General features: G+C 68.5%; 24 protein-coding genes. 9 read left to right on the forward strand and 15 right to left on the reverse strand.

The features are described 5' to 3' along the window. Positions 1–31 precede the first annotated feature (31 nt). Positions 32–1399, forward strand: coding sequence for a bifunctional UDP-N-acetylglucosamine diphosphorylase/glucosamine-1-phosphate N-acetyltransferase GlmU (gene glmU / locus ACMX37_RS05135; RefSeq protein WP_483147815.1), 1368 nt, complete (start codon positions 32–34; stop codon positions 1397–1399). Continuing rightward, positions 1396–1671 carry an HNH endonuclease gene (locus tag ACMX37_RS05140; RefSeq protein ID WP_483147816.1) on the forward strand — a complete coding sequence of 92 codons (276 nt, stop codon included), beginning with the start codon at positions 1396–1398 and terminating at the stop codon, positions 1669–1671. The genes glmU and ACMX37_RS05140 overlap by 4 nt, the downstream gene beginning before the upstream one ends. Positions 1672–1686: 15 nt before the next feature. On the opposite strand, the gene ACMX37_RS05145 is transcribed toward ACMX37_RS05140, so the two are convergent. The 10 genes from ACMX37_RS05145 to ACMX37_RS05190 form a co-directional block, all read right to left on the reverse strand. Then, positions 1687–1935: a DUF1153 domain-containing protein gene (locus ACMX37_RS05145; RefSeq protein ID WP_088914818.1), complete on the reverse strand. Its 249-nt coding sequence runs from the start codon at positions 1933–1935 to the stop codon at positions 1687–1689. A 245-nt stretch (positions 1936–2180) separates the two neighbouring features. Continuing rightward, positions 2181–4271 (reverse strand): prolyl oligopeptidase family serine peptidase, encoded by a 2091-nt coding sequence (locus ACMX37_RS05150; protein ID WP_483147817.1) that lies wholly within the window; start codon positions 4269–4271, stop codon positions 2181–2183. A gap of 137 nt (positions 4272–4408) precedes the next feature. Next, positions 4409–5893: an ArnT family glycosyltransferase gene (locus tag ACMX37_RS05155; RefSeq protein WP_483147818.1), complete on the reverse strand. Its 1485-nt coding sequence runs from the start codon at positions 5891–5893 to the stop codon at positions 4409–4411. 85 nt (positions 5894–5978) lie between these two features. Beyond that, on the reverse strand, positions 5979–6236 hold the full coding sequence (locus tag ACMX37_RS05160) for an ATP synthase F1 subunit epsilon (protein WP_483147819.1): 258 nt from the start codon (positions 6234–6236) through the stop codon (positions 5979–5981). 6 nt (positions 6237–6242) lie between these two features. Further along, positions 6243–7697 carry a F0F1 ATP synthase subunit beta gene (gene atpD, locus ACMX37_RS05165; RefSeq protein WP_088914814.1) on the reverse strand — a complete coding sequence of 485 codons (1455 nt, stop codon included), beginning with the start codon at positions 7695–7697 and terminating at the stop codon, positions 6243–6245. A gap of 20 nt (positions 7698–7717) precedes the next feature. Continuing rightward, positions 7718–8587: a F0F1 ATP synthase subunit gamma gene (locus ACMX37_RS05170; protein ID WP_483147820.1), complete on the reverse strand. Its 870-nt coding sequence runs from the start codon at positions 8585–8587 to the stop codon at positions 7718–7720. A gap of 12 nt (positions 8588–8599) precedes the next feature. Then, entirely contained in the window at positions 8600–10129 is a 1530-nt protein-coding gene (gene atpA, locus ACMX37_RS05175; RefSeq protein ID WP_483147821.1) for a F0F1 ATP synthase subunit alpha, read from the reverse strand. A 12-nt stretch (positions 10130–10141) separates the two neighbouring features. Further along, positions 10142–10696 carry a F0F1 ATP synthase subunit delta gene (locus tag ACMX37_RS05180; protein WP_483147822.1) on the reverse strand — a complete coding sequence of 185 codons (555 nt, stop codon included), beginning with the start codon at positions 10694–10696 and terminating at the stop codon, positions 10142–10144. A gap of 187 nt (positions 10697–10883) precedes the next feature. Further along, entirely contained in the window at positions 10884–11819 is a 936-nt protein-coding gene (locus ACMX37_RS05185) for a hypothetical protein (RefSeq protein ID WP_483147823.1), read from the reverse strand. A 111-nt stretch (positions 11820–11930) separates the two neighbouring features. Then, entirely contained in the window at positions 11931–13481 is a 1551-nt protein-coding gene (locus tag ACMX37_RS05190; RefSeq protein ID WP_483147824.1) for a S1 family peptidase, read from the reverse strand. A 91-nt stretch (positions 13482–13572) separates the two neighbouring features. On the opposite strand from ACMX37_RS05190, the gene ada reads away from it, so the two are divergent. Further along, positions 13573–14610 carry a bifunctional DNA-binding transcriptional regulator/O6-methylguanine-DNA methyltransferase Ada gene (gene ada / locus ACMX37_RS05195; protein WP_483147825.1) on the forward strand — a complete coding sequence of 346 codons (1038 nt, stop codon included), beginning with the start codon at positions 13573–13575 and terminating at the stop codon, positions 14608–14610. Here ada and ACMX37_RS05200 read toward each other — a convergent pair whose 3' ends face one another. Continuing rightward, on the reverse strand, positions 14611–14859 hold the full coding sequence (locus ACMX37_RS05200; RefSeq protein WP_483147826.1) for a hypothetical protein: 249 nt from the start codon (positions 14857–14859) through the stop codon (positions 14611–14613). Between the two features lie 215 nt (positions 14860–15074). Here ACMX37_RS05200 and ACMX37_RS05205 point away from each other — a divergent pair, with 215 nt between their 5' ends. Next, positions 15075–15872, forward strand: coding sequence for a thioesterase family protein (locus ACMX37_RS05205; RefSeq protein WP_483147827.1), 798 nt, complete (start codon positions 15075–15077; stop codon positions 15870–15872). Here the strand turns inward: ACMX37_RS05205 and ACMX37_RS05210 are convergent. Next, entirely contained in the window at positions 15869–16504 is a 636-nt protein-coding gene (locus tag ACMX37_RS05210; RefSeq protein ID WP_483147828.1) for a glutathione S-transferase family protein, read from the reverse strand. The two genes, ACMX37_RS05205 and ACMX37_RS05210, sit on opposite strands and share 4 nt — an antisense overlap. Before the next feature lie 99 nt (positions 16505–16603). Here ACMX37_RS05210 and ACMX37_RS05215 point away from each other — a divergent pair, with 99 nt between their 5' ends. Then, positions 16604–16813, forward strand: coding sequence for a hypothetical protein (locus ACMX37_RS05215; RefSeq protein ID WP_483147829.1), 210 nt, complete (start codon positions 16604–16606; stop codon positions 16811–16813). Here the strand turns inward: ACMX37_RS05215 and ACMX37_RS05220 are convergent. After that, the gene (locus ACMX37_RS05220) at positions 16810–18369 is read right to left on the reverse strand and encodes a cryptochrome/photolyase family protein (protein WP_483147830.1); all 1560 of its coding nucleotides are present in this window, start codon (positions 18367–18369) and stop codon (positions 16810–16812) included. The two genes, ACMX37_RS05215 and ACMX37_RS05220, sit on opposite strands and share 4 nt — an antisense overlap. Before the next feature lie 35 nt (positions 18370–18404). Continuing rightward, on the reverse strand, positions 18405–20573 hold the full coding sequence (locus tag ACMX37_RS05225; protein ID WP_483147831.1) for a primosomal protein N': 2169 nt from the start codon (positions 20571–20573) through the stop codon (positions 18405–18407). Positions 20574–20628: 55 nt separating this feature from the next. Here ACMX37_RS05225 and ACMX37_RS05230 point away from each other — a divergent pair, with 55 nt between their 5' ends. Next, positions 20629–21327 (forward strand): DUF4197 domain-containing protein, encoded by a 699-nt coding sequence (locus ACMX37_RS05230; RefSeq protein WP_483147832.1) that lies wholly within the window; start codon positions 20629–20631, stop codon positions 21325–21327. Here ACMX37_RS05230 and ACMX37_RS05235 read toward each other — a convergent pair. After that, positions 21324–21980, reverse strand: coding sequence for a DUF2490 domain-containing protein (locus tag ACMX37_RS05235; RefSeq protein ID WP_483147833.1), 657 nt, complete (start codon positions 21978–21980; stop codon positions 21324–21326). The genes ACMX37_RS05230 and ACMX37_RS05235 overlap by 4 nt on opposite strands. Before the next feature lie 59 nt (positions 21981–22039). On the opposite strand from ACMX37_RS05235, the gene fsa reads away from it, so the two are divergent. From fsa to ACMX37_RS05250, 3 genes are read left to right on the forward strand one after another with little or no spacing between them, the layout of a single operon-like run. Then, on the forward strand, positions 22040–22693 hold the full coding sequence (gene fsa / locus ACMX37_RS05240; protein WP_483147834.1) for a fructose-6-phosphate aldolase: 654 nt from the start codon (positions 22040–22042) through the stop codon (positions 22691–22693). A gap of 41 nt (positions 22694–22734) precedes the next feature. Beyond that, positions 22735–24573: a cobaltochelatase subunit CobT gene (gene cobT / locus ACMX37_RS05245; protein WP_483147835.1), complete on the forward strand. Its 1839-nt coding sequence runs from the start codon at positions 22735–22737 to the stop codon at positions 24571–24573. After that, the gene (locus ACMX37_RS05250) at positions 24570–25232 is read left to right on the forward strand and encodes a nitroreductase (RefSeq protein WP_483147836.1); all 663 of its coding nucleotides are present in this window, start codon (positions 24570–24572) and stop codon (positions 25230–25232) included. The genes cobT and ACMX37_RS05250 overlap by 4 nt, the downstream gene beginning before the upstream one ends. Positions 25233–25247: the final 15 nt, after the last annotated feature.

Genomic DNA, 25247 nt, shown 5'->3' on the forward strand with positions numbered 1-25247 from the left:
GGCAGGCGCGGCTTTGCTTACAGGGGCTCTCATGACCACGACCACACATCCGTTCGCCGCCATCATCCTCGCCGCGGGCAAGGGCACCCGCATGAAGAGCGACACGCACAAGGTGCTCCACAAGATCGCAGGCCGCGCGATGCTCGAACACCTGATGGCGAGCGTCGCCGAACTGGGGCCGGAGCGCACGGCGGTGGTCGTCGGCGCGGGGCGCGAGCAGATCGAGGCGGCGGTCGCGGGGCGGGCCACGACCTGCCTCCAGGAACCGCAGCTCGGCACCGGCCATGCGGTGCAGCAGGCCGAGGGCGCGCTGGCGGGCTTCGATGGCGACGTGCTGGTGCTCTATGGCGATGTGCCCTTCGTGCAGGCGGAGACGATGCGCGCCATGCTCGAGCGGCTTCATGGGCCCGACAGCCCCGCGGCGGTGGTGCTCGGCTTCGAGCCCGACGATCCGCTCGCCTATGGCCGGGTGATCGCCGACGATGCCGGCACGATCCTCAAGATGGTCGAATACAAGGACGCGGACGAGGGCGAGCGGGCCTGCCGACTGTGCAATTCCGGGCTTCTCGCCGCGCGCGCGGCGGACCTGTTTGGCCTGCTGGCGCGGGTCGGCAACGACAATGCGCAAGAAGAATACTACCTGCCCGACATCGTCAACATCGCGATCGCCGACGGACGCGCCTGTGCGGTGATCGTCGCGGCCAGCGCCGACGAGGTGGCCGGCATCAATTCCCGCGCCGAACTGGCCGGCGCCGAGGCGCGCTGGCAGGCGGCGCGGCGCCATCGCGCGATGGACGAAGGCGCGACGCTCATCGCGCCCGACACCGTGTTCTTCAGCTTCGACACCGTCCTCGGCCGCGACGTCACCATCGAGCCCAACGTCTTCTTCGGCCCCGGTGTGACGGTCGCCGACAACGTCCTGATCCGCGCCAACTCCCACATCGAGGGCGCGCGCCTTGCCAGCGGGGTAAAAGTCGGCCCCTTCGCCCGCCTGCGCCCGGGCACGGTGATGGAGGAAGGCAGCTTCGTCGGCAATTTCGTCGAGGTGAAGAACGCGGTGATGCACGAAGGCGCCAAGGCGAGCCACCTCACCTATCTGGGCGATGCCACCATCGGTGCGAACGCCAACATCGGGGCAGGCACCATCACCTGCAACTACGACGGCTATTTCAAATACCGCACCGTTATCGGCGAGCGCGCCTTCATCGGCTCCAACTCGGCGCTGGTCGCCCCCGTCACCATCGGCGCGGATGCGATCGTCGCTGCGGGGTCGACCGTCAGCCGCGATGTCGCGCCGGGGGAACTGCGCATGGTGCGCGCCGAACAGCTGATGAAGCCGGGCTGGGCGGACCGCTTCCACGACACGATGAAGAAGAAGAAGGCGGCGGAAAAGAAGTGAGCGAGCACCCCGAAGCCCTCGTCTGCTGGCTGTGCGATCGTCCGCTGGGGGAGATCGTGCAGTGGCATCATCCCGTGCCCAAGTCGAAGAAGGGCAAGGTGAAGGTGCCGGTCCACCCGATCTGCCACAAGACGATCCACGCCAACTTCACCAACAACGAACTGGCCCGCATCGGCGCCGACGCGGAGGTGATCCGCGCCAATCCCGCCATCGCGAAGTTTGTCGCCTGGATCGCGAACAAGCCCGCCGATTTCGACGCGCCGACGCGCTAGGCGGGCGAAGGGCGGTCAGGCGTCCTGCCCGACCCGCGCCTGCTGGTCGCCGCCGCCGGCGAGGTATTCCGCTTCCCACTGCTCGAACTCGCTCCGGCTCAGCAGGTAGCGTTCGCGCGCCTCGTGGAAGCTGATCGCACGTTCGCGCACCGCGCGCACGACCTCGTCCTTCCTGGCCTTGGACCAGTGGACGCGGTGGTTGCGGGGCAGGGCATAGTAACTCTTGATCGCGTCGGCGATCGAGATATTCCGGTCATAGGCCATCGGTGATGCTCCTCGTCGCTTGCTCATCGCCCCCGATGGGCCGAGTGTTGACGGGGAGGGCTAACCGGATCTTTCCGGACATGGTTAAGGCGGCGTTGATGAAACGCACCGTGCTTTTCGAGCGACGAGCCGAGGCGCCACTGTCGGCTTGTTTTACAAGCAGTTGCGTTGCCTGCCGCGCCTAACGCGAAGGGGCGGCTCCCCGCAGGAAGCCGCCCCTCGTGATTGTGGCGATGCGCCGCCGGTTACTTCGCCGGGCGCGGGTCCATCAGACGCTTCATAAGGTAGATGAATTGCAACGCCTGCAGCTTGGCGCGCTGGTCGTTGTCGACCCCGCCCGAATGGCCGCCGGTGGTGTCTTCGAAGTAGTAGTAGGGCTGGCCCAGTTCCTTCAGCCGCGCTGCGCCCTTGCGGGCATGGGCGGGGTGGGTGCGGTCGTCGGCGGTCGAGGCCCAGAGGAAGGGCTCGGGGTAATCCACCCCGGCGACGATCTTCTGGTAGGGCGAGTAGCCCTCGATCCACTTGCGCTGCTCGGGGATGCGCGGATCGCCGTATTCGCCGATCCACGAGGCTCCGCGCCCGATCACGTGATAGCGCAGCATGTCGAACAGCGGGATCTGCACGATCGCCGCGCCGAACAGATCGGGCCGCTGGGTGAAGGCGGTGCCGACCAGGAGGCCGCCCTGCGAGCCGCCCTGGATGCCGAGGTGCTGGGGCTTGGTGAAGCCGCGCTTCACCAGGTCCTCGGCCACGGCGAGGAAATCGTCCCAGGTGCGCTGCTTGTTCTCGCGGATCGCGGTCTGGTGCCACTGCGGGCCGAACTCGCCGCCGCCGCGCATGTTGGCGAGCACATAGGCGCCGCCCTTCTCGACCCACAGCTTGCCGGTCGAGCCGAGATAGGCCGGCAGGCGCGGCACCTGGAAGCCACCATAGCCGGTCAGCAGGGTCGCGGTGGAGCCGTCGGTCTTCATCCCCTTGGGCTTGACGATGAAGTAGGGGATCTTGGTCCCGTCCTTGCTCGTCGCCTCGTATTGCTCGACCGTCGCGCCGGCCGGATCGAAATAGGCCGGGCTGGTCTTGAGCACCGTCGGCGGGGCGCTGCCGTCGGTGTAATAGAGCGTGGTCGGCTCGAGGAAGCCCGACACCGTGTACATGATCTGGTCGGTCTCGTCCGAGGAGGCGGCGATGCCGAGCGTCGCGTTGTCCGGCAGCGGCACCTCGCGGCTGCGCCATGCGCCGTCGTCGAAGTTGAACTCCAGCACCTTGCCCACGACATTGTCGAGCAGGGTCACGTAGAGCGCATTGGCCGTCACCGCGCCGCCCTGCTTGGTCTGGCGTTCGCCCGGCGCCCAGACGAGCGTCTTCTTCGCGCCGTTGGGATCGGCCTTCCACTCCTCGAGGTTGACCGCAATCAGGCTGTCGGCGCGGAAGGTCTGGCCCTGCGTGGTCCAGTCCTCGTCGATCGAGATCAGCACGTGATCATCGACGATGCCGTAGAGCCCGGCCTTCTTCGGAATATCGAGCTGAAGCCAGGCCCCGTCCTTCCAGACGTAGTTGAGGCTCTCGTGGAAGCTGATGCCGCGGAAGGCGGTGCGGGCGTGGATCGTGCCGCTGTTGTCGCGCAGCAGCGTCGCGCCGGCCCACACGTCGCTCGGCTCCCCGCGGAAGATCTCTTCCGCCTCGGCAAGCGGCGTGCCGCGCTTCCACACGCGGCTGGTGAAGGGATAGGCGCTTTCGGTGAGGGTGCCCTCGCCGAAGCCACGGCCCACGAGCAGCGTGTCCGCGTCGATCCACTGGATGCCGCCCTGGCTCTTCTGGTCGAGCACGAAGCCGCCTTCCACGAAGGACTTCGTGGTCATGTCGAACTCGCGCATGATGGTGGCGTCCTCGCCCCCGTCCGACAGGGCGATCATGCACTTGGTCATCGCGGGCGGCAGGCAGGTCGAGCCCTGGTAGACCCACTCCTTGCCCTCGGCCTTGGCGAGCGCGTCGATATCGAGCACCACTTCCCATTCGGGCTTGTCGGTGCGGTAGCTTTCCAGCGTCGTGCGGCGCAGCACCCCCTTGGGGTTCGCCTTGTCCTGCCAGAAATTATACAGGCCATCGGGGCGGAAGCTGACGAAGGGGATGCGGTCGTTGCTGTCGAAGATCGCCAGCGCCTCGGCCTTGAGCTGGGCGAAACGCGGATCGGCCTCGAAGGCGGCGAGGGTGCGCGCGTTCTCCTTGGCGACCCAGTCGAGCGCCTCTGGGCTGCGGGCTTCCTCGAGCCAGATATAGGGATCCTGTTCGGGGCCGGGGACGCCGTCCTGGGCGACGGCAATGCTGGAAGTGGTCATGGCCAAGGCAATGGCCAGCCTCGATACGAGTTTCAAGTGAGACTCTCCCTTCTCGGATGCGTCCGCGGCGGTGCGGCTGCGATGGATGCGGGGAAAGGTGGCCGGAGATCGCGCGCAATGCAAGGCCGGGCCGCGCGCTACTCCGGAAGGACGAAGGCGCGGACCGTGCGCTTGTGGAATTCCTCCTGCGCCAGCGGCCGGTAGCCCTCAGCGATCGCCGCGCGCACCTGCCCGAGCGCCGCGGGGTTCTGCGGTGTCAGCGCGGTATCGGCGATCACGATCACCGGCGGTCGGGCGGCGAGGATGCGGGCGACCTCGTCCTCCTGCCGGACCCCTAGCGCATTGCGCTCGAGCGCATTGTTGAGATGATCGGGGTAGATGAAGCGGGTCGGCAGGCAGCTTCCCGAGAGGCGGTAGAGTGCGGTGGGGCCATCGAAGACGAGGAGGCAGCGGTCCTCGCGATCGACATGGGGCGCGATCGCGGCGGCCATGCGCTCGGCGGCGGCGCGGCTCTCCTGCGCGAGGCCATACTGCGAGGGCAGCAGGGCGAGGATCAGCGCGGCGGGGGCCATGATCAGCGGATTGGCGGCGGCGGGGTCCCTGCGGGCGAACAGCGGCAGGGCGAGCAGAACGCAAGGCGGGATCAGCGCGGCGAGGTAATAGCCGTAGACGGTCGAGGGCAGGAACACCGTGGCCAGCGCGGATACCAGCCACAGGCCGAGGAAGGCATAGGCCTGCCGCTCGTGCGCGGGTCGCCTGCGGGCAGCATTGAGCCCCAGCAGCGCCACGCCCAGCAGCGGCACCAGCAGCATCACGATCTGGCCATGCAGCCGCCCCGCGCCCGAGGGCAGGCGGTCGAAGAAGGACAGGAAATTGGCGAAGACGAAGGCCTCCCCATGCCCCGCCAGCGCATAGCCCGCGCCGACGAGCGCGGTCGGCAGGAGCCCCAGCAGGCCGAACAGCACGGCCTGCCCTGCAAGCCGCACCGGCCCCGTGCCGCGGCGATATTCGCCCCACAGCACCCAGAGGCCGAAGAACAGGCATTGCGGCAGGACCGTGTACTTGACCTGCAGCGCCACCCCGCCGATCAGCATCGCCGCCATCGCCCGAAGGCCCGCGCGCGGATGGTCGGGGTCGCGCACGAGGAGCGCCATCGCCAGCATCATCGGGATGAAGAACACCTCCGAATTCGCCGAATGGGCGCCGTAGAGTGCCGCCAGCACCACATAAAGCAGCCCCGCGCCTGCCGCGGTCCAGCGCGCCGCCAGCGGGCGCGCCAGCACGAAGATCATCACCGCACCCGCCAGCGTGAACATCGCAGCCAACGCCTGATAGGCGACCGGTCCCGGCCCGCCCAGCGCATGGGCCAGAGCGAAGAGCGCAAACAGGCCCCAGGGCTTGCGGTCCCACAGGTCGACGAAGGGCACCTTGCCCTCGAGCATCCCGCTGCCGATCAGGGAATAGAGCTGCTCGTCAATGTCGGCATTGGGATCGCCGAACCACACGCCGCGCACGATCAGGGTGAAGACGGCGAGCACGCCCACGACCTTGAGGTCGGCGCGGGTCAGCGCGGGCGGCTGCTTGCGGTCGGGCGGGGCGAACATGACCGCAGCCTGTGCCACGGGCATGGTTAATTTTCGGCTTGGCCCGACGAAAAAGGGCGGACCCTGCGGCCCGCCCCCTTGCGTTCATTCCGGAGAGAAGGGCTCAGCCCTCGACGTGTTCGGCAAGGACCGTGAGGCCCTTCTCGTTCACCTCGGCAAAGCCGCCGCGCACCTGGATCACCTCCGGCGCCGCGCCCGCGGCGCGGAAGACCTGCACCGCGCCGTCGCGGATCGTGCTCATGAAGGGCGCGTGGCCCTCGAGCACGCCGAATTCGCCCTCGGTGCCGGGGACGACCACCATGTGGACCTCCTCGGAGCGGACGAGCCGGGCAGGGGTGACGAGTTCGAAGTGGAGGGGCATGCTGCCTTACGCCTCTTCGGCCAGCTTCTTGGCCTTCTCGACCGCCTGATCGATGCCGCCGACCATGTAGAAGGCGCTCTCGGGCAGGTGGTCATATTCGCCGTCGACCACCGCCTTGAAGCTCTTCACGGTGTCCTCGAGCTGCACGAACACGCCCGGGATGTTGGTGAAGACTTCCGCGACGTGGAAGGGCTGCGAGAGGAACTTCTGGATCTTGCGCGCGCGGGCGACGGTCAGCTTGTCCTCTTCCGACAGCTCGTCCATCCCAAGAATGGCGATGATGTCCTGAAGCGACTTGTACTTCTGGAGGATCGCCTGGACGCGGCGGGCGGTGTCGTAGTGCTCCTGGCCGACGACGCGCGGTTCGAGAACGCGCGAGGTCGAGTCGAGCGGGTCGACCGCCGGGTAGATGCCGAGCTCCGAAATGGCGCGCGACAGCGTGGTGGTCGCGTCAAGGTGCGCGAAGGAGGTCGCGGGCGCGGGGTCGGTCAAGTCGTCCGCGGGCACGTAGATCGCCTGCACCGAGGTGATCGAGCCCTTGGTGGTCGAGGTGATGCGCTCCTGCAGCTTGCCCATGTCGGTCGCGAGGGTCGGCTGGTAGCCCACCGCCGAGGGGATGCGGCCGAGCAGCGCCGACACTTCCGAACCCGCCTGGGTGAAGCGGAAGATGTTGTCGACGAAGAACAGCACGTCCTGGCCTTCGACGTCGCGGAAGTATTCCGCCATGGTCAGGCCCGACAGGGCGACGCGCGCGCGGGCGCCCGGGGGCTCGTTCATCTGGCCGAAGACGAGCGCCACCTTGGAGCCTTCCGAGGTCGCATTGCCCTCGGCGTCCTTGGCGATAACGCCGGCGTCGAGGAATTCGTGGTAGAGGTCGTTGCCTTCGCGGGTGCGCTCACCCACGCCGGCGAACACCGACACGCCGCCGTGGCCCTTGGCGATGTTGTTGATGAGTTCCTGGATGAGCACGGTCTTGCCGACGCCCGCGCCGCCGAACAGGCCGATCTTGCCGCCCTTGGCGTAGGGGGCGAGGAGGTCGATCACCTTGATGCCGGTGACAAGGATCGCCGCTTCGGTCGACTGGTCGATGAAGGCCGGGGCCTCGGCGTGGATCGGGGCGGTCTGCTCGGCGCCGATCGGGCCGCGCTCGTCGATCGCCTCGCCGACGACGTTCATGATGCGGCCGAGCACCTTGGGGCCGACCGGAACCGAGATCTGCGCGCCGGTATTGATGACTTCGCTGCCGCGGGTCAGGCCCTCGGTCGCGTCCATCGCGATGGTGCGCACGGTGTTCTCGCCGAGGTGCTGGGCGACTTCGAGCACCAGCGTCTTGTCGCCGTTGCGGGTTTCGAGCGCGGTGAGGATCGGCGGCAGCTCGCCTTCGAACTGCACGTCGACGACGGCGCCGATGACTTGGCTGATCGTGCCGTTGGTGGTCTGGTTGAGAGCGGCGGTGGCCATTTTTCGTTCCTAGCCTTCGTTTAGAGCGCTTCCGCGCCCGCAATGATTTCAATGAGTTCGGTGGTGATCGCGGCCTGGCGGCTGCGGTTGTACTGAATGGTGAGCTTCTGGATCAGCTCGCCCGCGTTGCGCGTGGCGTTGTCCATCGCGGTCATCGAGGCGCCCTGTTCCGAGGCCTCGCGCTCGAGCAGCGCGCCGAACAGCTGGGTGCGCACGTATCGCGGCAGCAGTTCCTCGAGGATTTCCTCCTCGCTCGGCTCGTATTCGACCACGGCGTCCGCGGCGACCGCTTCGGCGGGGGCGGGGACGGGGATCAGCTGGGTGACGGTCGGCTCCTGCGCCAGCGCCGACTTGAAGGTCGGGAAGATCAGGTGCGCGACATCGAAGGCGCCGGCGTCGAACAGCGCGATCAGCTCATTGGCGATGGCCTCGGCTTCGTCAAAGCCCGGGGTCTTGACCGTGCTGGTGTCGAAGCCCTTGTCGACGAGCTTGGGGAAGTCGCGGCGCAGCGGGGCGCGGCCCTTCTTGCCGACAAGGTAGAATTCCACCGTCTTGCCAGCGGCTTGCAGCTCGCGCGCCTTGGCCTTGGCGGCCTTGACGAGGTTCGAGTTGAGACCGCCGCACAGGCCCTTGTCGGTGTTAACCACAACGAGGAGGTTGCGCTGGTCCGAGCCGGTGCCCGCCAGCAGCCGGGGCGCGGCGGAACCCGACACCTTGCTCGCCAGCGAGGCCATCACCGCGCTGAGGCGCGTGGCATAGGGCCGCCCGGCCTCGGCCGCAGCCTGGGCACGGCGCAGCTTGGCCGCCGCGACCATCTGCTTGGCCTTGGTGATCTTCTGGGTCGATTTGACCGAGTTGATCCGGCCCTTGAGTTCCTTGAGTGAGGGCACGTCAGGGCGTCCTTACGCGAACTGCTTGCCGAAAGCTTCGAGCGCGGCCTTGGTCTTGTCCGCGACTTCGCCTTCGAACTTCTTCGAGGTGCGGATCTCGGCCAGCACGTCGCCGTGCTCGCGGCGCATGAACTCGAGCATCTGGCTCTCGTATTCGTTGACGCGGTTCACCGGGATGCTGTCGAGGAAGCCGTTGGTGCCGGCGTAGATCGACACGGTCTGCTCTTCGAAGGGCATCGGGCTGAACTGCTTCTGCTTCAGAAGTTCGGTCAGGCGCGCGCCGCGGTTGAGCAGCTTCTGGGTCGCGGCGTCGAGGTCCGAGCCGAACTGCGCGAAGGCCGCCATTTCCCGGTACTGCGCGAGGTCGAGCTTCATCGAGCCCGAAACCTTCTTCATCGCCTTGGTCTGCGCGGCACCGCCGACGCGGCTCACCGAAAGGCCGACGTTAATGGCGGGACGAATGCCCTGGTAGAACAGGCCGGTCTCGAGGAAGATCTGGCCGTCCGTGATCGAGATCACGTTGGTCGGGATGTAGGCCGACACGTCGCCCGCCTGCGTCTCGATGATCGGGAGCGCGGTCAGCGAGCCGTGGCCGTTTTCCTCGTTCATTTTCGCAGCGCGCTCGAGCAGGCGGCTGTGGAGATAGAACACGTCGCCCGGATAGGCTTCGCGGCCCGGGGGACGACGCAGAAGCAGCGACATCTGGCGGTAGGCGACGGCCTGCTTGGAGAGGTCGTCATAGACGATCACGGCGTGCATGCCGTTGTCGCGGAAGTACTCGCCCATCGCGCAGCCGGTGTAGGGCGCGAGATACTGGAGCGGAGCGGGCTCCGAAGCGGTCGCGGCGACGACGATGGAATATTCCATCGCGCCGTTCTCCTCGAGCTGCTTGACGATCTGCGCGACGGTCGAACGCTTCTGGCCGACCGCGACATAGACGCAGTAGAGCTTCTTCTTCTCGTCGTCGCCCTGGTTGACTTCCTTCTGGTTGATGAAGGTGTCGATGGCGACGGCGGTCTTGCCGGTCTGGCGGTCGCCGATGATCAGCTCGCGCTGGCCGCGGCCGACGGGCACCAGCGCGTCGATCGCCTTGAGGCCGGTCTGGACGGGCTCCGACACGGATTCGCGCGGGATGATGCCCGGCGCCTTCACTTCGACGCGGCTGCGCTTTTCGGCCACGATCGGGCCCTTGCCGTCGATCGGGTTGCCGAGCGCGTCGACCACGCGGCCGAGCAGGCCCTTGCCCACGGGCACGTCGACGATGGTGCCGGTGCGCTTGACGACATCGCCTTCCTTGATCTCGCTGTCCGACCCGAAGATCACGACGCCGACGTTGTCGGCTTCGAGGTTGAGCGCCATGCCCTGCACCCCGTTGGCGAATTCGACCATCTCGCCGGCCTGGACCTTGTCGAGGCCGTGGATGCGGGCGATCCCGTCACCCACCGACAGCACGGTGCCGGTTTCGCTGACTTCGGCCTCGGTGCCGAAATTGGCGATCTGGTCCTTGATGACCTTCGAGATTTCTGCGGCGCGGATTTCCATGGTTCTTATCCTTTAGGCCTGCATGGCCTTGGCGAGCGAGTTGAGACGGGTGCGGATCGAGGCATCGATGCGCTGCGATCCGATGGTGACGACGAGGCCGCCGAGGAGGTCGGGATCGACCGAGGCGGTGAGCATGACGGTGCGGCCTTCGCGCGCGGTCAGCTTGGTCTTGAGCGCGGCGAGCTGGTCGTCGCTGAGCGGGTGGGCGCTGGTGACGGTCGCGGCCACTTCGCCGCGCTGGGCCGCGGCGATCGCCTTGAAGGCGGCGATGATCGCGGGCAGCTTGCCGAGGCGGCGGTTGGCGGCGAGCACGCCGAGGAAATTGGTGGTCAGCGGCGAAAGCTTCAGCTTCTTCGCCACCGCCGCCATCGCTGCGCCTTGCGCGCTGCGGGCGAGTTCGGGGTTGGTGGTGAGCGCGGCGAGATCGCCCGATTCGGCCAGCGCGGCACCGAGCGTGCCGAGGTCTTTCTCGACCGCGGTCACCTTGCCGTTTTCGGCGGCCAGATCGAACAGGGCCGAGGCATAGCGTCCAGCGAGGCTAGCCTTGATACCGGCGGAAATATCCACGCGCTTCGTTTCCTCTCGGAAGGGTCAGAGGGTCTTGCTTGAGCCTTGGTTGCAGGACGAGCGCAGGGGCTGCCCGCAAGGCTGGCGCGCGCCTAGCAATTGATTCCCGCCCGCGCAAGCCGTGCGGGGCGGGAATTGTGCAGGTGCGAAGTCAGACGCGCGCGAACCAGGGACCGCGCGGCGCGGATCAGGAGGGGCTGGCGGGGCTCGTCGCAGCCGGAGCCAGAGCCTCGGGCTCGCGGTAGGCGGCGAGCACGCTCGCGGTCAGCTGCCAGCCCCAGTCGTTGCTTTGCATCGCATAGAGCCCGCGCAGATAGGCCCGGTCGAGCGAGGTCATCGCCGGCGGGGCCTTGGCCGGCCCTTCGGCAAAGAGGCTGAGGATCGATGGCACGCCGGCCCCGGCGTGATCGACCGGATCGCGCGGATCGCCCAGCAGGTGCAAGGTCGCATAGTCCGCCATCTGGTTGACGTGGACGTCCTCCAGCCGGTCGAGATCGAAGAACACCAGCGCGTTGATCTTGGCCTGATAGAGCGGCGCGCGGTGGCGCGATGCAAGCGCGCCGAAGAACACCGGGACGACGAAGGCGGGGTTCTGGCTGGAGGTCGACCTCTCGCCGAAGATGATGCCGTCATTCGCGCGCAGGATCGTCTCGCCCCAGGCGATGACCGGGCTGCCCGCATCGAGCTGGCGGCGGATCGCCTCCTCGCTGGCGCGGTTGAAGAGCTGCGGATCGCGGCGCCGCAGCGCGTCGATCACCGCCTTGGGATTGCGGTTGGCGGAGACCAGCGCATTGGGCTTGCATCCGGCCCCGGCGAGTTCCACCCCGGCCTGGCGGATATTGGCGCGGATGCGCTCGGCGACGATGTCGTTCTGCCGCCCCGCAAGGCCGACCACCGCGACACAGACCGGATCGTGGAAGCGCGGGGCGGTGCGGTAGGCGAGCCCCGCCTCGTAGAGCGCGCGCTGGCCGCGCAGGATCTCGTCACGGCTGAGGGCGCGGTCGCCCTGCACCTCGATGGTGTTGCCCTCGGCGAGCGGGGGCACCGCTTCCTGTGCGGCGGTCGCCGCCGGCAGACCGGAGAGGCCGAGCGCCCAGAGAATGGTTGCAAAGGAACGACCCACCACGCCTCTCCCCATGTCTTGTCATCTGGTATGACAACCTGCAAAAATCGCTATATTTCAGATATTTCCTTACCCCATCAAAACTGAATTGCGGATGAATGCCGTCCGCGATCAGGGCTTTCGCGCAGAGCACGAATAGACCAGCCGCTCGTTCGGCCGTTCGGGCAGGGCGGCGATCAGGGCCGATTGCTGCTCGCCGAGGGTGCGGGCGGCATCGCTGACCCCGCAGGACGGCGGCGTATAGGCGGCGCGGGCCTCGCGCGCGGCGGCGAGCGCCTCTGCCCCGAGCAAGTAGCGGTCGGTGCGCAGGGTGCGGGTCTCGGGGTCGAAGGTGTTGACCGCGATCGCGGCGTCCTCCTGCGCGGCGAAGACGCGGCTCCATTCGCCGCCCTGGCCGAGGCCGTATTGCGTGCGCCCGTTGACGCAGCCGTCGGCGGTCCAGTCGAAGGCGACATCGTCGGTCCGGGCCGAGGTCACGCGGCTGCGCTCGGGCACCAGCGTGCAGATCAGCGCGCCCTCGGCGGCGGTATCGCCGGCCGGGGCGGGCGTCCCGCCGCCGCTGCGGGTTTCGGCAAGAGCCGCGGCGACGCGGTCCTCGATCTCGGCGAGGCCGGGACGGGTGACCCACAGCAGCACCGCCGACACGAGAGTCGCGGCCGAAATGGCGGCGGCGACGCGCACATGGGTGCGCCGCTCTTCCTGCCCGCGCCACACGAAGGCGGCATAGCCCGTGCCGAGCGCGGCGATGAGGGCGATCAGCGCCAGGGCGATGCGGTTCTCGCGCTCGCCGATCACCTCCATCTGCGCCGCGAGGCGGGCCGTGTCGCGATGCTCGCGCAGGGCCTCGTTGCGCTCGGCAAGGGCGGCGCGGGCCTCGGACTGGGCGGCCTCGAGCCGCTGGCGTTCCTCTGCATTGAGTTCGTCGATCGAGCGGCAGGGCAGGGCGTTCATGACCGGCTCGACGCCGTTGTCCTTCAGGAACGGCAGCAGTTCGCGCAAGGAGACCGCGAAGTAGAACTCCGCCTCGCCGCCCGCGGAATCCGCGCTGAAGGAGTTGACCCCGATCACCCGCCCGCACGGATCGAGCAGCGGCCCGCCCGAATTGCCGCGCGCGATGGGGGCGGTGTGGAGGATCGTGTCGAACTGCCGGCTGGGCCGCTCGCCCGACAGGAAGCCGCGCGACTTGACCGGCGGCTGGGCGCGGAAGATGTCGGCCATGTCGAGCCCCTGCGCCAGATCGACATTCATCGGATAGCCCACCGCCGCGACCTCGCCGAGGTTCGCGCTGACCCCGCCCGCGAGCGCCAGCGGCGGCAGGCGCAGGCTCCCCTTGGCGATTTCGAGCAGGGCAAGATCGTTGCGGGGCGAGATGGCGACCACCCGCGCGAAGGCGCCGCCCTCGCCCTCGGCCGGGACGATGCCGATGCGCAGCGTGTCGTCCTGCGACGCCTCGGTGACGACATGGGCGTTGGTGACGATCCGGGTCGGGCTGACGGCAAAGCCGGTGCCGTGGGAGACGGGGACCGGCTGGCCGTTCTCGCTGCCGATCAGCACCACCCGCACCACGCCCCGCGCGGCCGCCTCGACATCGCCGGGGTCGGCGGAGGCGGGGAGGGCGAGGAAAGCGAAGAGCAGGGCAAACGCGCCGAGAATCCGGGTCATGCCCCGCTTATAGCCGCTTTGCGCGGCCGCGCGACATTGAACGCAAGGAAGCGGGGTGCGGCGCGCGGGCGGCTGTGGCAGGGTGTTCCACGTGAGACATTCGGCAAACATCACCGACGAGGACCGCTGGCAGGCGATGCTCGCCAAGGACCGCCGGTTCGACGGGGCCTTCGTCACCGGCGTGCATTCGACCGGCATCTATTGCCGCCCCTCCTGCCCGGCGCGGGCGCCCCTGCGCCGCAACGTGCGCTTCTATGCCAGCCCGCAAGATGCTGAAAAAGCAGGGCTTAGGCCATGCAAGCGGTGCTCCCCGCACACCCTGAGTGCCGAGGAGGCCTGCGTGCTCGCCGCGATCGCCGCGATCCGCGAGCAGGGCGCGATGACGCTCGATCAGCTGGCCGATCTGACCGGCTACACCCCCACCCATTTCCAGCGCCTGTTCAAGCGCACCACCGGCCTCTCACCCGCCGCCTATGCCCGCGCGCTGCGGCAACGGCGCCTCGACGAGGCGCTGACGACCGGGCAACGGGTGGGCGATGCCATCGCGACGGCAGGCTATAGCGGGCCGGAACAGTTCTATGCGGAAACGAAAGGCAGGCTGGGCATGAAGGCGAGCGACTGGCGCAAGGGCGGCGCAGGGAGGGTGATCCACTGGGCGGTGCTGGCGACCTCGCTGGGCGACATGCTGGTCGCCGCGACGGACAAGGGCGTGTGCTGCCTTGCCTTCGGCGAAGGCGAGGCGCAATTGCGGGCGCGCTTTCCGAAGGCCGAACTGGTGCCGGCGGGCGATGCCTTCCGCGCGCTGTTCGCGCAGGTGCTCGAGGCCGTCGAACAGCCCGGGCCGGGGAACGCCGCGATCCCGCTCGACGTCCACGGCACCGCCTTCCAGCAGCGCGTATGGGAGGAACTGCGCCGCATCCCCCATGGCGAGACGCGCACCTATGGCGAACTCGCCGCCGCGCTCGGCCAGCCCAAGGCATCCCGCGCGGTCGGCGGGGCCAACGGGGCGAACCATGTCGCGGTGCTGATCCCCTGCCACCGCGTGATCGCCAGCGACGGGACGCTGGGGGGCTATGCCTATGGCCTGACCATCAAGGCGGAGCTGCTCAGGCGCGAGGGTGCCGGCTGATCACTCCGAAGGCTCGCCGCCCGGAGCGAAGGGCTCGGGCGCGGGGGATGCGCTGCTCTCGTCCGGCTCGTTGACCTGGCCGACGCCCACGCCCTCGCCCGTTTCGGGCATGACGATCGGGTCCTCGACCGCGCCATCGCGGTCTCCGGTCGGGTTGAGGAGCACCACGACCAGCACGAAGGCGAGCACGACGATCGCGGCGACCCAGAACCATTTCGCCATCGGTCTGCGGGGAGGGGGAGTGGCCATGATGCGTTTCTCGCTGCTGCTGTCGGATAGGCAGGCATAACCTCTGCGGACGGCACGCTGTTTCCTGCGGCAAGACAGGGCGCGCCGCCGGTGCGCCGGACCGATTGCACGTCAATCGCAAGAAATCGCGCTTGCGCCGGAAACCGAAAGTGAACAGTAGCGTTCACTAATGAGGCGCGCAGGTCCGCGCGTGATCCCCCGCTCCGGAGAACCCCATGACCGATTACCCGCTCGATACCGCCACTCTGCTTGCCCGAAATCCGGATGGCAGTTTCGCTTCCTCGGGCGGGGCGGCCTACTGGAACTTCCAGTCGGCCTTCGGCGGCTGGGCGCTGGCCCTCGCGCTGGAGGCGGTGCAGGCCGAAGGGTCGCGCGCGGGGCTGCTGGCGAGCGCCACGGCCCATTTCATGAAGCCGCTGCCCGAATCGGGCCTGGCGCTGACGGTGCAAACCTTGCGCGAGGGGCGGCGCACCGATTTCGTGCGTGCGGAGGCCTTCGCCGGGTCAGACCGCGCCGCCCCCCTGTTCGCGGCGGACTTCGTCTTCTCCGACGCGCGCGAGGGCGCGCTCGACTATGTCGCCAGCTTCCCGGAGGTTGTCCCGCCCGGGCAATCGACCCTGCTTCCCACATCGCCCGGGCCGCGCTGGCTGGCGAACTACGAGCAGCGTCTCGCGGTCGGCAAGCCCTTCACCGCGCAGGAGCATCCGCGCACCGTGGCGTGGGTGCGCGACGCCAGCGGGCGGCCGTGGGACGAGAAGGCGATCCTCGCGCTCTCCGACACCCCGATGCCGCGCACCTTCTTCCTCGATCCCGCCCCGCGCTTCAGCGCGACGGTGAGCTATGACCTCCACCTGCTGTGCACCCGCGCGGAACTGGAGGCGCTGGGGAGCGACTACCTGCTGGTCGAGACCGACGCGCCGCGCGTGGCGCGCGGGCGCTTCTCGCAGGCGGTCAGGATCTGGAGCGCGGGCGGCCTGCTGATCGCCGTCTCGCACCAGCTCGCCTTCTACTAGTCGAGCTTGGGCGGCATCCCCGGCTCGCACTTGGCCATCGCGCGCTGGTAGGCCTCGCGCTCGCCAATGCGCTTCAAATACGCCTTGAGGTTGGGCAGGTGGTCGATGCTCATCCCGCTCATCGCGCGGCTGGTGGTGAGCTGGAAGCCCATCATGATGTCGGCGGTGGTGAGCTGGCTGCCGCCGAAATAGTCGACCTCGCCGAGGCGCTTCTCGACGATGGCCCAGCCTTTCTGCACCCGGTCGGCGACGAAGAAGGGCAGTTCCTGCGCCCCCATGAACTGCGCCACCAGCGCCATCATGCCGTTGGTCATGAAGGTTGCGTTGGCCCAGTGGTAGTAGAACAGGTGGTCGGCATAGTCGGGGTGGTCCGGCCGCGGGACGAGCGGCGTCGCGGGGGCGTAGGTGGCGACGATGTAGTCCATGATCGCCCCGCTCTCGCCGAGCACGAGGTCGCCGTCGGTGATGACCGGCGCTATGCCCATCGGGTGCAGCGCCTTGTATTCGTCGGGCGCGAGGCGGTTGTCGGCGCGGCGGTTGTAGAGCTTGAGATCGTAGTCCAGCCCCAGCTCCTCGGCCAGCCAGACGATGCGTTCGGATTGCGACAGGCGCAGGTGGTGGATGGTCAGCATTGTCGGCGCTCTCCCGTGGGTTGTGTGGCGACAGGCCTAGCCAAGACCGCGCGGCTGCGCCATCCTGTGCGTGCAACATGTTGAGGAGCCGGGAAGATCATGGATGCTGCCCCCGCGATGGACACGCCGCTGGTCGATGCCCGGCTGGTGGGCGATCCGCTGATCTCGGGCGGGGCCTTCGGGCTCGAGGCCTCGGTGATCGCGCTGGTCGTCGGAGGCGCGGCGGGCGCGTGGATGGTGTGGCGCGCGGTCAGGGCGGGCGAGGCGATGGCCCCCTGGTGGGTGCGCCGCCGCCTCGCCGCGGCCTAGTTCCGCGCCCAGCCGGGGTGGGCCGGTTCGAGGGCATCGAGGAAGGCCTCGGCGCTCTCCAGATACTCCCGCTGCTTGGCCTCGCCCATCCTGTCCCACGTCGCGTAGATGCGCCCGATGCGGTGGTTGCTTTCGAGCCGCGCGCGGTTCCTCGCCATGAAGTGCCAGTAGAGCGGGTTGAAGGGGCAGGCGTTCGGGCCGGTCTTCTGGGCGACCTTGTAGCGGCACTTGCCGCAATAATCGGACATCTTGTTAATGTAGTTGCCCGAGGCCGCATAGGGCTTGGTCGCGAGCCGCCCGCCGTCGGCATAGAGGATCATGCCGGCCACATTCGGCAGTTCGACCCACTCGTAGGCGTCGGCATAGACGACGAGAAACCAGTCGGCGACGGCCTGCGGGTCGATCCCGGCGATGAGGCAGAAATTGCCGAGCACCATCAGCCGCTGGATGTGATGGGCATGGGCGTCCTCGCGGGTGGTGCGGATGCAGTCGGCAAGGCAGCGCATGTCGGTCTCGCCCGTCCAGAAGAACTCGGGCAGGGGGCGGTGGGCGCCCAATTCGTTGGCAGTCGCCAACCCCGGCATCTGGTGCCAGTAGAACCCGCGCACATATTCGCGCCACCCGATGATCTGGCGGATGAAGCCCTCTACGGAGTTCAGCGGAGCGGTGCCTCTTTTGTAGGCATCCTCGGCGGCGCGGCACAGTTCGAGGGGACCCAGCAGCCCGCAATTGAGGCTGGTCGAGAGCATCGAGTGGTAGAGGTCGTCCTCCCCGTGCACCATCGCGTCCTGGTAGGGGCCGAACAGCGACAGGCGGCGGGCGAAGAAGGCCTTGGCGGCCTCCAGCGCCTGCGCGCGAGTGACGGGCCAGCCGAAGGGTTCGAGATCGCCGAAGTGGTCGGGGAAGCGTTGGCCGACCAGCGCGATGACCTCCTGCGTGATGGCATCGGGGGCGAACTTGGGCGCGGGCGGTGCTTTCAGTCCGGCCTTGGGCGGCTCGCGGTTCTCGGCGTCGTAGTTCCATTCGCCGCCCTCGGGCTTGCCGTCGGGGCGCATCAGCAGGCCCGTTTTCTTCCGCATCTCGCGGTAGAAATACTCCATCGTCAGGTGCTTGCGCCCCTCGGCGAATTGGCGGAACTCGGCATGGGTGGCGATGAAGCGGGTGTCGGGGAGGATGCTGACGGGGCAGGGTAAGCGGCCCTCCCATTCGAGCATGGCTTCATGGACCCGCCACTCGCCGCTTTCGGTGACGCGGATCTCGCCCGGCCCGTGGCGCTCGACGGCGCGGGCGACTTCGCCGGTGAAGCTGCCGGTGTTGGCGGGATCGTCGAGGCGAATGTAATCGACCTGCCAGCCTTCCGCCCGAAGCTCCTCGGCGAAGTGGCGCATGGCCGAGAAGATCAGCACGATCTTCTGCTTGTGGTGCTTCACATAGGTCGCCTCGTCCCACACCTCCATCATCAGCACGACGGTGCTTGCGGGGGAGAGACCATCGAGGCTGGACAGGTTGCGCGACAGCTGGTCGCCGAGGATCGGCACGAGAACGGGGCAGGTCATGGGGAGGTTACGCGCGGGGCACGGTTTCGGTTTCGTCAGACGAAACTGTAGGGGTCGATATCCACCCCCACCCGCACGCCCGGCGCGAACTGGACCGTGGCGATCCAGTCGCGCAGCATCGCCTGCAGATTGGCGCTGCGCCTTGCGTTGACGAGGAAGCGGTAGCGATAGCGCCCGCGCAGCAGGGCCATGGGGGCAGGCGCGGGGCCGAGGATCTGGACATCGGCCACACGGGGCCGCACATCGCCGAGCCGCACCGCCGCCTCGCGCGCTTCCTTCTCGTCCTCGCTGGACAGTATGATCGCCGCCCAGCGTCCGAAGGGCGGGGCGCCCGCGTCGCGCCTCCCCTGCGTCTCGGCGGCATAAAAGGCGTCGCGGTCGTTGTTGGCGAGGGCGGCGATCACGGGGGCGTCGGGGTGGCGGGTCTGGATCAGCACCTCGCCCGGCTTCGCGCCCCGCCCGGCGCGCCCCGCCACCTGCGCGATCTGCGAGAAGGTCCGCTCACCCGCGCGCAGGTCCCCGCCCTCGAGCCCGAGATCGGCATCGACCACGCCCACCAGCGTCAGGTCGGGGAAGTGGAAGCCCTTCGTCACCAGCTGCGTGCCGATGATGATGTCGATCGCCTTGCCTTCGGCCTGCGCGATGAATTCGGCAGCGCGTTCGGGGGTGTTCAGGGTGTCGGAGGTCGCCACCGCGAGCCGCGCCTCGGGGAAGAGTTCGCCCACCTCCGCCGCGATCCGCTCCACGCCCGGGCCGCAGGCGACGAGGCAATCGCTTTCCCCGCATTCCGGGCAGGCCTCGGGCACCCGCGTCTCGAAGCCGCAATGGTGGCAGGCGAGGCGGGCGGAGAGGCGGTGCTCGACCAGCCACGCGCTGCAACTCGGGCATTTGAAACGGTGCCCGCAATTCCTGCAAAGCGTGAGCGGGGCATAACCGCGGCGGTTGAGGAACAGCAGCGATTGCTCGCCCTTGTCGAGCCGCTCGCGCAGGGCATCGACCAGCGGCCCGGCGAGCCAGCGCTGGCTGCCGGGCTTTTCCTGCGTGAGGTCGACGAGCCGCACGGCAGGCAGGCTCGCCCCGCCGAAGCGGGCGGGCAGGTCGAGCTTCGTGTAGACCCCGATCTCGGCCATGTGCAGGCTCTCGAGCGCCGGGGTGGCGCTGGCGAGCACCACGGGAATGCCCTCGAACCGCGCCCGCATCACCGCCACGTCGCGGGCGTTGTAGCGCACGCCGTCATCCTGCTTGAAGCTGATCTCGTGCGCCTCGTCGACGACGATCAACCCGAGCCTGGCATAGGGCAGGAACAAGGCCGAGCGCGCGCCGACCACGACCTGCGCCGAACCATCGGCAATCGCGCGCCAGGCCCGCCGCCGCTCGGTCGATTTGAGCGAGGAATGCCACAGCACCGGCTTTGCCCCGAACCGCGCCTCGAAGCGGGCGAGGAAGTTCTCGGTGAGCGCGATCTCGGGCAGCAGCACCAGCACCTGACGGCCCTGTGCTATGGCCTCGGCGACGGGCTCGAAATAGGTCTCGGTCTTGCCGGAACCCGTCACCCCGTCGAGCAGGAAGGGGGCGAAGGCCTGTGCGCGCACCGCCTTGACCAGTGTCCCTGCCACCGCCGCCTGGGCTTCCGACAGGTCGGGGCGGTGGAAGCCCGGATCGGCGGGCGGGTAGGGGCGATCGATCGCGACCGTCACCGGCTCGATCAGCCCCGCCCCGGCCATGCCGCGCAGCACCCCTTCCGAGACGCCCGCGATCCCCGCCAGTTCGCGCATCGTGCCCTGCGCGCCGGCGAGCTTTTCCAGCGCCGCCCTGCGCTGCGCGGTCAGCCGTCCGGTGCCGTCCGCCCCGGTCAGGCGGTATTCGGTCATCGTCGCCGGCCCGCCCAGCGCCCCGCCGCTCGATAGCGCCATGCGCGCGACGCTCGCTAGAGGGGCGCAGTAATAGTCGGCGGTCCACTCGATCAGCCGCCGCAAGGGCGCGGGCAGGGGTGGGACGGGCAGCACCTCGATGATCGGGCGCAGGCGCTCGAAGGCGATTTCATCGCCCGGCAGGGCTCCCTCGTCCCACACGATCCCGGTCACCTTGCGCGGGCCGAGCGGGGCGATGACCACGCTCCCCGCAGGCGCACTCACGCCCTCGGGCAGCCGGTAGTCGAGCGGGCCCAAAGCTGCGTTAAGGACAAGGAGGCGGACGCGGTTCATCGTGGGGATATATGGCGAGCGGCATGAGGAAGCCGCAAGATTGGAGACACAGTCTATGACCGAGTTTGTCGCTTCCCTCACCACCCGCCGCCGCCTGCTGGCGGGCGCATCGGGCGGGGCCGTGCTGCTGCTCCTGCCCGCCTGCGCCAGCACCGGCGGCGGCTTCTCGATGGTCGAGGCGGTGCGGCGGATGTTGCTGCTCGCCACCGAGAACGCCTTCGCGCGCCTCACCGCGCCGGGCGGCTTCTGGGACGAGCAGGTCGCGCAGCTCGGCCTCGGCACCATGCTGGGCGCGCGCGGCGACGTGCTCTCGCGCATCCTCACCTCCGCGCTGGTCAAGGACCGGCTCGAGGAACGCTTCGCCACCTTCGCCATCGACGCGAGCTTTCGCGCCGCGCCGGTGGTGACCGACGCAATCCGGGTGATCGGCTTCGAGAATGCCGTCGCGCTGGTGCGCGGCGGGCCGACCGCGGCGAGCGGCTACCTGCGGCAGGAGGTCGGCACGGCACTGATCGGCGCGGTGGTGCCCGAACTGGGCGAGGCGCTGCGCCTCAGCCGCGATCCGCTGGTCGGGCAGGCGCTCTCGGCGCTTGCCGGGGTCGATGTGGCGGGCGTCGCCGACCGCTTCGGCCGCCAGATCGACGATGCCATCTGGGGCGAGATCGCGCGCGAGGAAGCCGCGATCCGCGCCAATCCGCAGGCGACGCGCGATCCGGTGCTGATCGGCGTGTTCGGCGGGCTGGGGCGGGTCTAGAACCGCCAGTTCAGCGTCAGCTGCGGAACATGGCTGATCGCGTCCGGCCCGCCTTTTCGCGGGGTGATCTGGAGCATGTATCCGGGCGTCACGTCGAGCCGGTCGCTCACCTGATAGGCTACCCCGACGATATGGCGGATCTGCTCGGTCCCGCGTGCTCCGTCGTCCCGCCGCGACTGGACGATGCCGAACCATTCGGACGATCCCACCACCTCCAGCCGGGTTGCGACCGGCTGGGTGTACTGGATGCGCTGGCGGATGCGCAGTTCGACCCGGTCGGCCCCGTCGAACCACCGCTGCTCGAACCGGGTGCGCACATCGAGCCCGCCGGCGGCATAGCGGAACTGCTGGTGCAGGCGGTATTCGCTGACCGAACCGGTCTGGAACAGCGCCGCGCCGGCGCCGATTCGCACATTGTCCTCGAGGCCCTTTTCCACCGAGACGCGGAAGGTCTGCTGATCGGCCCCGAATTCGGGATCGCGCCAGCGGTAGGAGCTGTCGACGGTGAGATAGATGTCATCGCCCACCTTGCCGCGCGCGAAGCCGACCAGCCAGAATTGCGTGTCTTCCGGATTGGCCCGCGCTTTCGACGGTTGCCAAGCCGCCAGCGTGGCGGCAAGCAGCATCGCAATTCGCACGGGCATCCGAGTCATGCCCGCCCCCTAGGCGCGCGCCGCCGCGCCGCCTATCGCAAAATGTCTGGAGCGCACTCATGAAATTCTTTGTCGACACCGCCGATATCGAGGCGATCCGCGACCTCGCCGCCACGGGCCTGCTCGACGGGGTGACCACCAATCCCTCGCTGATCGCCAAGTCGGGGCGCGACTTCAAGGAAGTCACCGCCGATATCTGCAAGCTGGTCGAAGGCCCGGTCAGCGCCGAGGTGGTCGCGCTCGATCACGAGACGATGATGAAGGAGGCCGAGGTTCTCCGGAAGATCGCAGACAACGTGTGCATCAAGGTGCCGCTGACGGTCGACGGCCTCAAGACCTGCAAGGCGCTGACGTCCGACGGCACGATGGTCAACGTCACGCTGTGCTTCTCGGCCAACCAGGCGCTGCTGGCGGCCAAGGCGGGGGCGAGCTTCATCTCGCCCTTTGTCGGGCGGCACGACGACAATGGCTTCGACGGGATGGACCTGATCGAGGACATCCGCCTGATCTATGACAACTACAACTTCGCCACCGAGATCCTCGTCGCCAGCGTGCGCCACACCACCCACGTCCTCCAGGCCGCCAAGATCGGCGCCGACGTGATGACCGCGCCGCCTGCGGTGATCCACGCGCTCTTCAAGCACGTCCTCACCGACAAGGGGATCGAGGGCTTCATGGCCGACTGGGCCAAGACCGGGCAGAGCATCCTGTGAGCTTGCGCGGGCAGCCTTCGCGTTGCTAACGAAAACCGATCATGGCTGACCAGTCCCCGCTCGACCGTTTCAAGCAGGCGCTCACCGGCGCGTCGCGGGCGATCGCGCGCGATGCCGAGGTCGAGGTCGCGTGGAGCGCGGACGTGCCCGGCAGCGCCGGTAACCGCTTCCGCGTGCCGCTGCCGGGCCGTGACCTGCCCGCCGATCAGGTGCGCGAGGCGCGCGGCTTTGCCGACAGCTTCGCGCTCAAGCTGCGGCACCACGACGCCGCCTTGCACGCCCGTTCCGCGCCGCCTGAACCCATCGCCCGCGCCTGCTACGACGCGATCGAGCAGGTGCGCTACGAGGCCTTGGGCGCCAACCGCTTCGGCGGCATCCGCGCCAATCTCGACGCCGCGACCGAACTGCGCACGGCGGGCGACAAGATCGTGCGCGCGCAGAACTCGGCCGAGGTCCCCTTGCAGACCGCGCTCGCCCTGCTGGTGCGCGAGGCGCTGACCGGCGAGGCGGTGCCGGCCAAGGCGCGGGGCGGGATCGAGCTGGTGCGCGATTTTCTTGAGGAGAAGGTCGGCGGCGATTTCGCGGGCCTAGCGGAGGCGATCGGCGACCAGCAGACCTTCCAGAAGCTCGCGCTCGACATGCTGCGCGAACTCGACCTCACCCGACCGACCGACGCCCCCGACGAAAGCGACAGCGATGACGCGGACGAGGACGACGGCCCCGACGACGAGAACGAGGGCGAGGACGACAACCAGGGCGAAGGCGATCCGCAGAGCGCGGAAATGGCCGGCGACATGGCCGAGGGCGAGGGCGAGGGGGAGCAATCCTCCGACACCCAGACCGACAGCGACATGGCCGAGGGCGACCCGGGCGACGACAGCGATGCCGCCAACGCCCCCGTGCGCCCCAACCGCCCGCAGGCCGAGGTGCCCGCCAGCGTCGACTACAAGGCCTTCACCACCCGCTTCGACGAGGAAGTCGCCGCCCCCGACCTGTGCGATGCCGAGGAACTCGACCGGCTGCGCGCCTATCTCGACAGCCAGCTGACCGGCCTTCAGGGCGTGGTGACGCGCCTTGCCAACCGGCTCCAGCGCCGGTTGATGGCGCAACAGAACCGCAGCTGGGATTTCGACCAGGAGGAGGGCGTTCTCGACGCCGCGCGCCTCAGCCGCGTGATCGTCTCGCCCGGCACGGCGCTTAGCTACAAGGTCGAGCGCGATGTCGAGTTCAAGGACACGATCGTCACGCTGCTGATCGACAATTCGGGTTCGATGCGGGGCCGTCCGATCTCGATCGCCGCGATCAGCGCCGACATTCTGGCGAGGACGCTCGAGCGTTGCGGGGTCAAGACCGAGATCCTCGGCTTCACCACCCGCGCGTGGAAGGGCGGGCAGAGCCGCGAGGCCTGGCTCGCCGACGGCAAGCCGCAGAACCCGGGCCGCCTCAACGACCTCAGGCACATCATCTACAAGCAGGCCGACGAGCCGTGGCGCCGCGCGCGCCGCAATCTCGGGCTGATGATGCGCGAGGGGCTGCTCAAGGAAAACATCGACGGCGAGGCGCTGATCTGGGCGCACAGCCGCCTGCTCTACCGCCCGGAGGAGCGCCGCATCCTGATGGTGATCAGCGACGGCGCGCCGGTCGACGATTCGACCCTCAGCGTGAACTCCGCGGGCTATCTCGAGGCGCACCTGCGCTCCGTCATCGAGTGGATCGAGAAGGTCTCGCCCGTCCAGCTCGTCGCCATCGGGATCGGGCACGACGTGACCCGCTACTATCGCCGCGCGGTGACAATCATGGACGTGGAGCAACTCGGCGGCACGATCATGGAGCAGCTCGCCGAACTGTTCGAGGATGAAAAGGGGCCCAAACGCAAATGAACGTCACCGAAGCCGTCACCACCCGCCGCTCGATCCGGCAGTTTCTCGACAAGCCGGTCGATCTCGCCACCCTCACCCGCGTGATGGACAAGGCGCGGTGGGCGGCGTCGGGGTGCAATTACCAGCCGTGGGAGGCGAGCATCGTCACCGGCCAGCCGCTCAGGGACCTTCAGGCCAGGCTCACCACCACCCCGCCGCAGGCCGCCGAATACGACTGGACCGCGCCCGGGCAGGAGCCCGCCTACACGGCGCGGCTCCACGGGGTGTCCGCCGGCATGTTCGGCGCGATGGGCATCGCGCGCGAGGACGGGGCGGGGCGCATGGCAGCGATGGCGAAGAACGCGGTGAGCTTCGGTGCGCCCGCCGTGATGTTCGTCTATTTCCCGCGCCTCATGAAGGAGCCGCAGTGGTCGGACACCGGCATGTGGCTCCAGACTGTCGCCCTGCTGCTGCGCGAGGAGGGGCTGGATTCCTGCTTCCAGGAATACATGGCGCTCTATGCCAACGTGATCCGCGACTTCCTCGGGCTCGATCACGAGCGCTACATGTTCTTCTGCGGCATGGCGATCGGCTACCGCGACCCGGACGCGCCGGTGAACAACTTCGAGCGCGAGCGGGTGCCGCTCGAGCAGCACGTGCGCTTCGTCGGCTTCGATTGAGGCGGCTTGCGCGAG

This window comes from Porphyrobacter sp. THAI-01a (genome assembly GCF_056868655.1).

Coding starts and splice junctions, on each gene's coding strand:
- glmU (WP_483147815.1), top strand. CDS start 32: ATGACCACGACCACACATCCGTTCGCCGCCATCATCCTCGCCGCGGGC.
- ACMX37_RS05145 (WP_088914818.1), bottom strand. CDS start 1,935: ATGGCCTATGACCGGAATATCTCGATCGCCGACGCGATCAAGAGTTAC.
- ACMX37_RS05150 (WP_483147817.1), bottom strand. CDS start 4,271: ATGACCACTTCCAGCATTGCCGTCGCCCAGGACGGCGTCCCCGGCCCC.
- ACMX37_RS05160 (WP_483147819.1), bottom strand. CDS start 6,236: ATGCCCCTCCACTTCGAACTCGTCACCCCTGCCCGGCTCGTCCGCTCC.
- atpD (WP_088914814.1), bottom strand. CDS start 7,697: ATGGCCACCGCCGCTCTCAACCAGACCACCAACGGCACGATCAGCCAA.
- atpA (WP_483147821.1), bottom strand. CDS start 10,129: ATGGAAATCCGCGCCGCAGAAATCTCGAAGGTCATCAAGGACCAGATC.
- ACMX37_RS05190 (WP_483147824.1), bottom strand. CDS start 13,481: ATGACCCGGATTCTCGGCGCGTTTGCCCTGCTCTTCGCTTTCCTCGCC.
- ACMX37_RS05200 (WP_483147826.1), bottom strand. CDS start 14,859: ATGGCCACTCCCCCTCCCCGCAGACCGATGGCGAAATGGTTCTGGGTC.
- ACMX37_RS05205 (WP_483147827.1), top strand. CDS start 15,075: ATGACCGATTACCCGCTCGATACCGCCACTCTGCTTGCCCGAAATCCG.
- ACMX37_RS05210 (WP_483147828.1), bottom strand. CDS start 16,504: ATGCTGACCATCCACCACCTGCGCCTGTCGCAATCCGAACGCATCGTC.
- ACMX37_RS05215 (WP_483147829.1), top strand. CDS start 16,604: ATGGATGCTGCCCCCGCGATGGACACGCCGCTGGTCGATGCCCGGCTG.
- ACMX37_RS05220 (WP_483147830.1), bottom strand. CDS start 18,369: ATGACCTGCCCCGTTCTCGTGCCGATCCTCGGCGACCAGCTGTCGCGC.
- ACMX37_RS05225 (WP_483147831.1), bottom strand. CDS start 20,573: ATGAACCGCGTCCGCCTCCTTGTCCTTAACGCAGCTTTGGGCCCGCTC.
- ACMX37_RS05230 (WP_483147832.1), top strand. CDS start 20,629: ATGACCGAGTTTGTCGCTTCCCTCACCACCCGCCGCCGCCTGCTGGCG.
- ACMX37_RS05235 (WP_483147833.1), bottom strand. CDS start 21,980: ATGACTCGGATGCCCGTGCGAATTGCGATGCTGCTTGCCGCCACGCTG.
- fsa (WP_483147834.1), top strand. CDS start 22,040: ATGAAATTCTTTGTCGACACCGCCGATATCGAGGCGATCCGCGACCTC.
- cobT (WP_483147835.1), top strand. CDS start 22,735: ATGGCTGACCAGTCCCCGCTCGACCGTTTCAAGCAGGCGCTCACCGGC.
- ACMX37_RS05250 (WP_483147836.1), top strand. CDS start 24,570: ATGAACGTCACCGAAGCCGTCACCACCCGCCGCTCGATCCGGCAGTTT.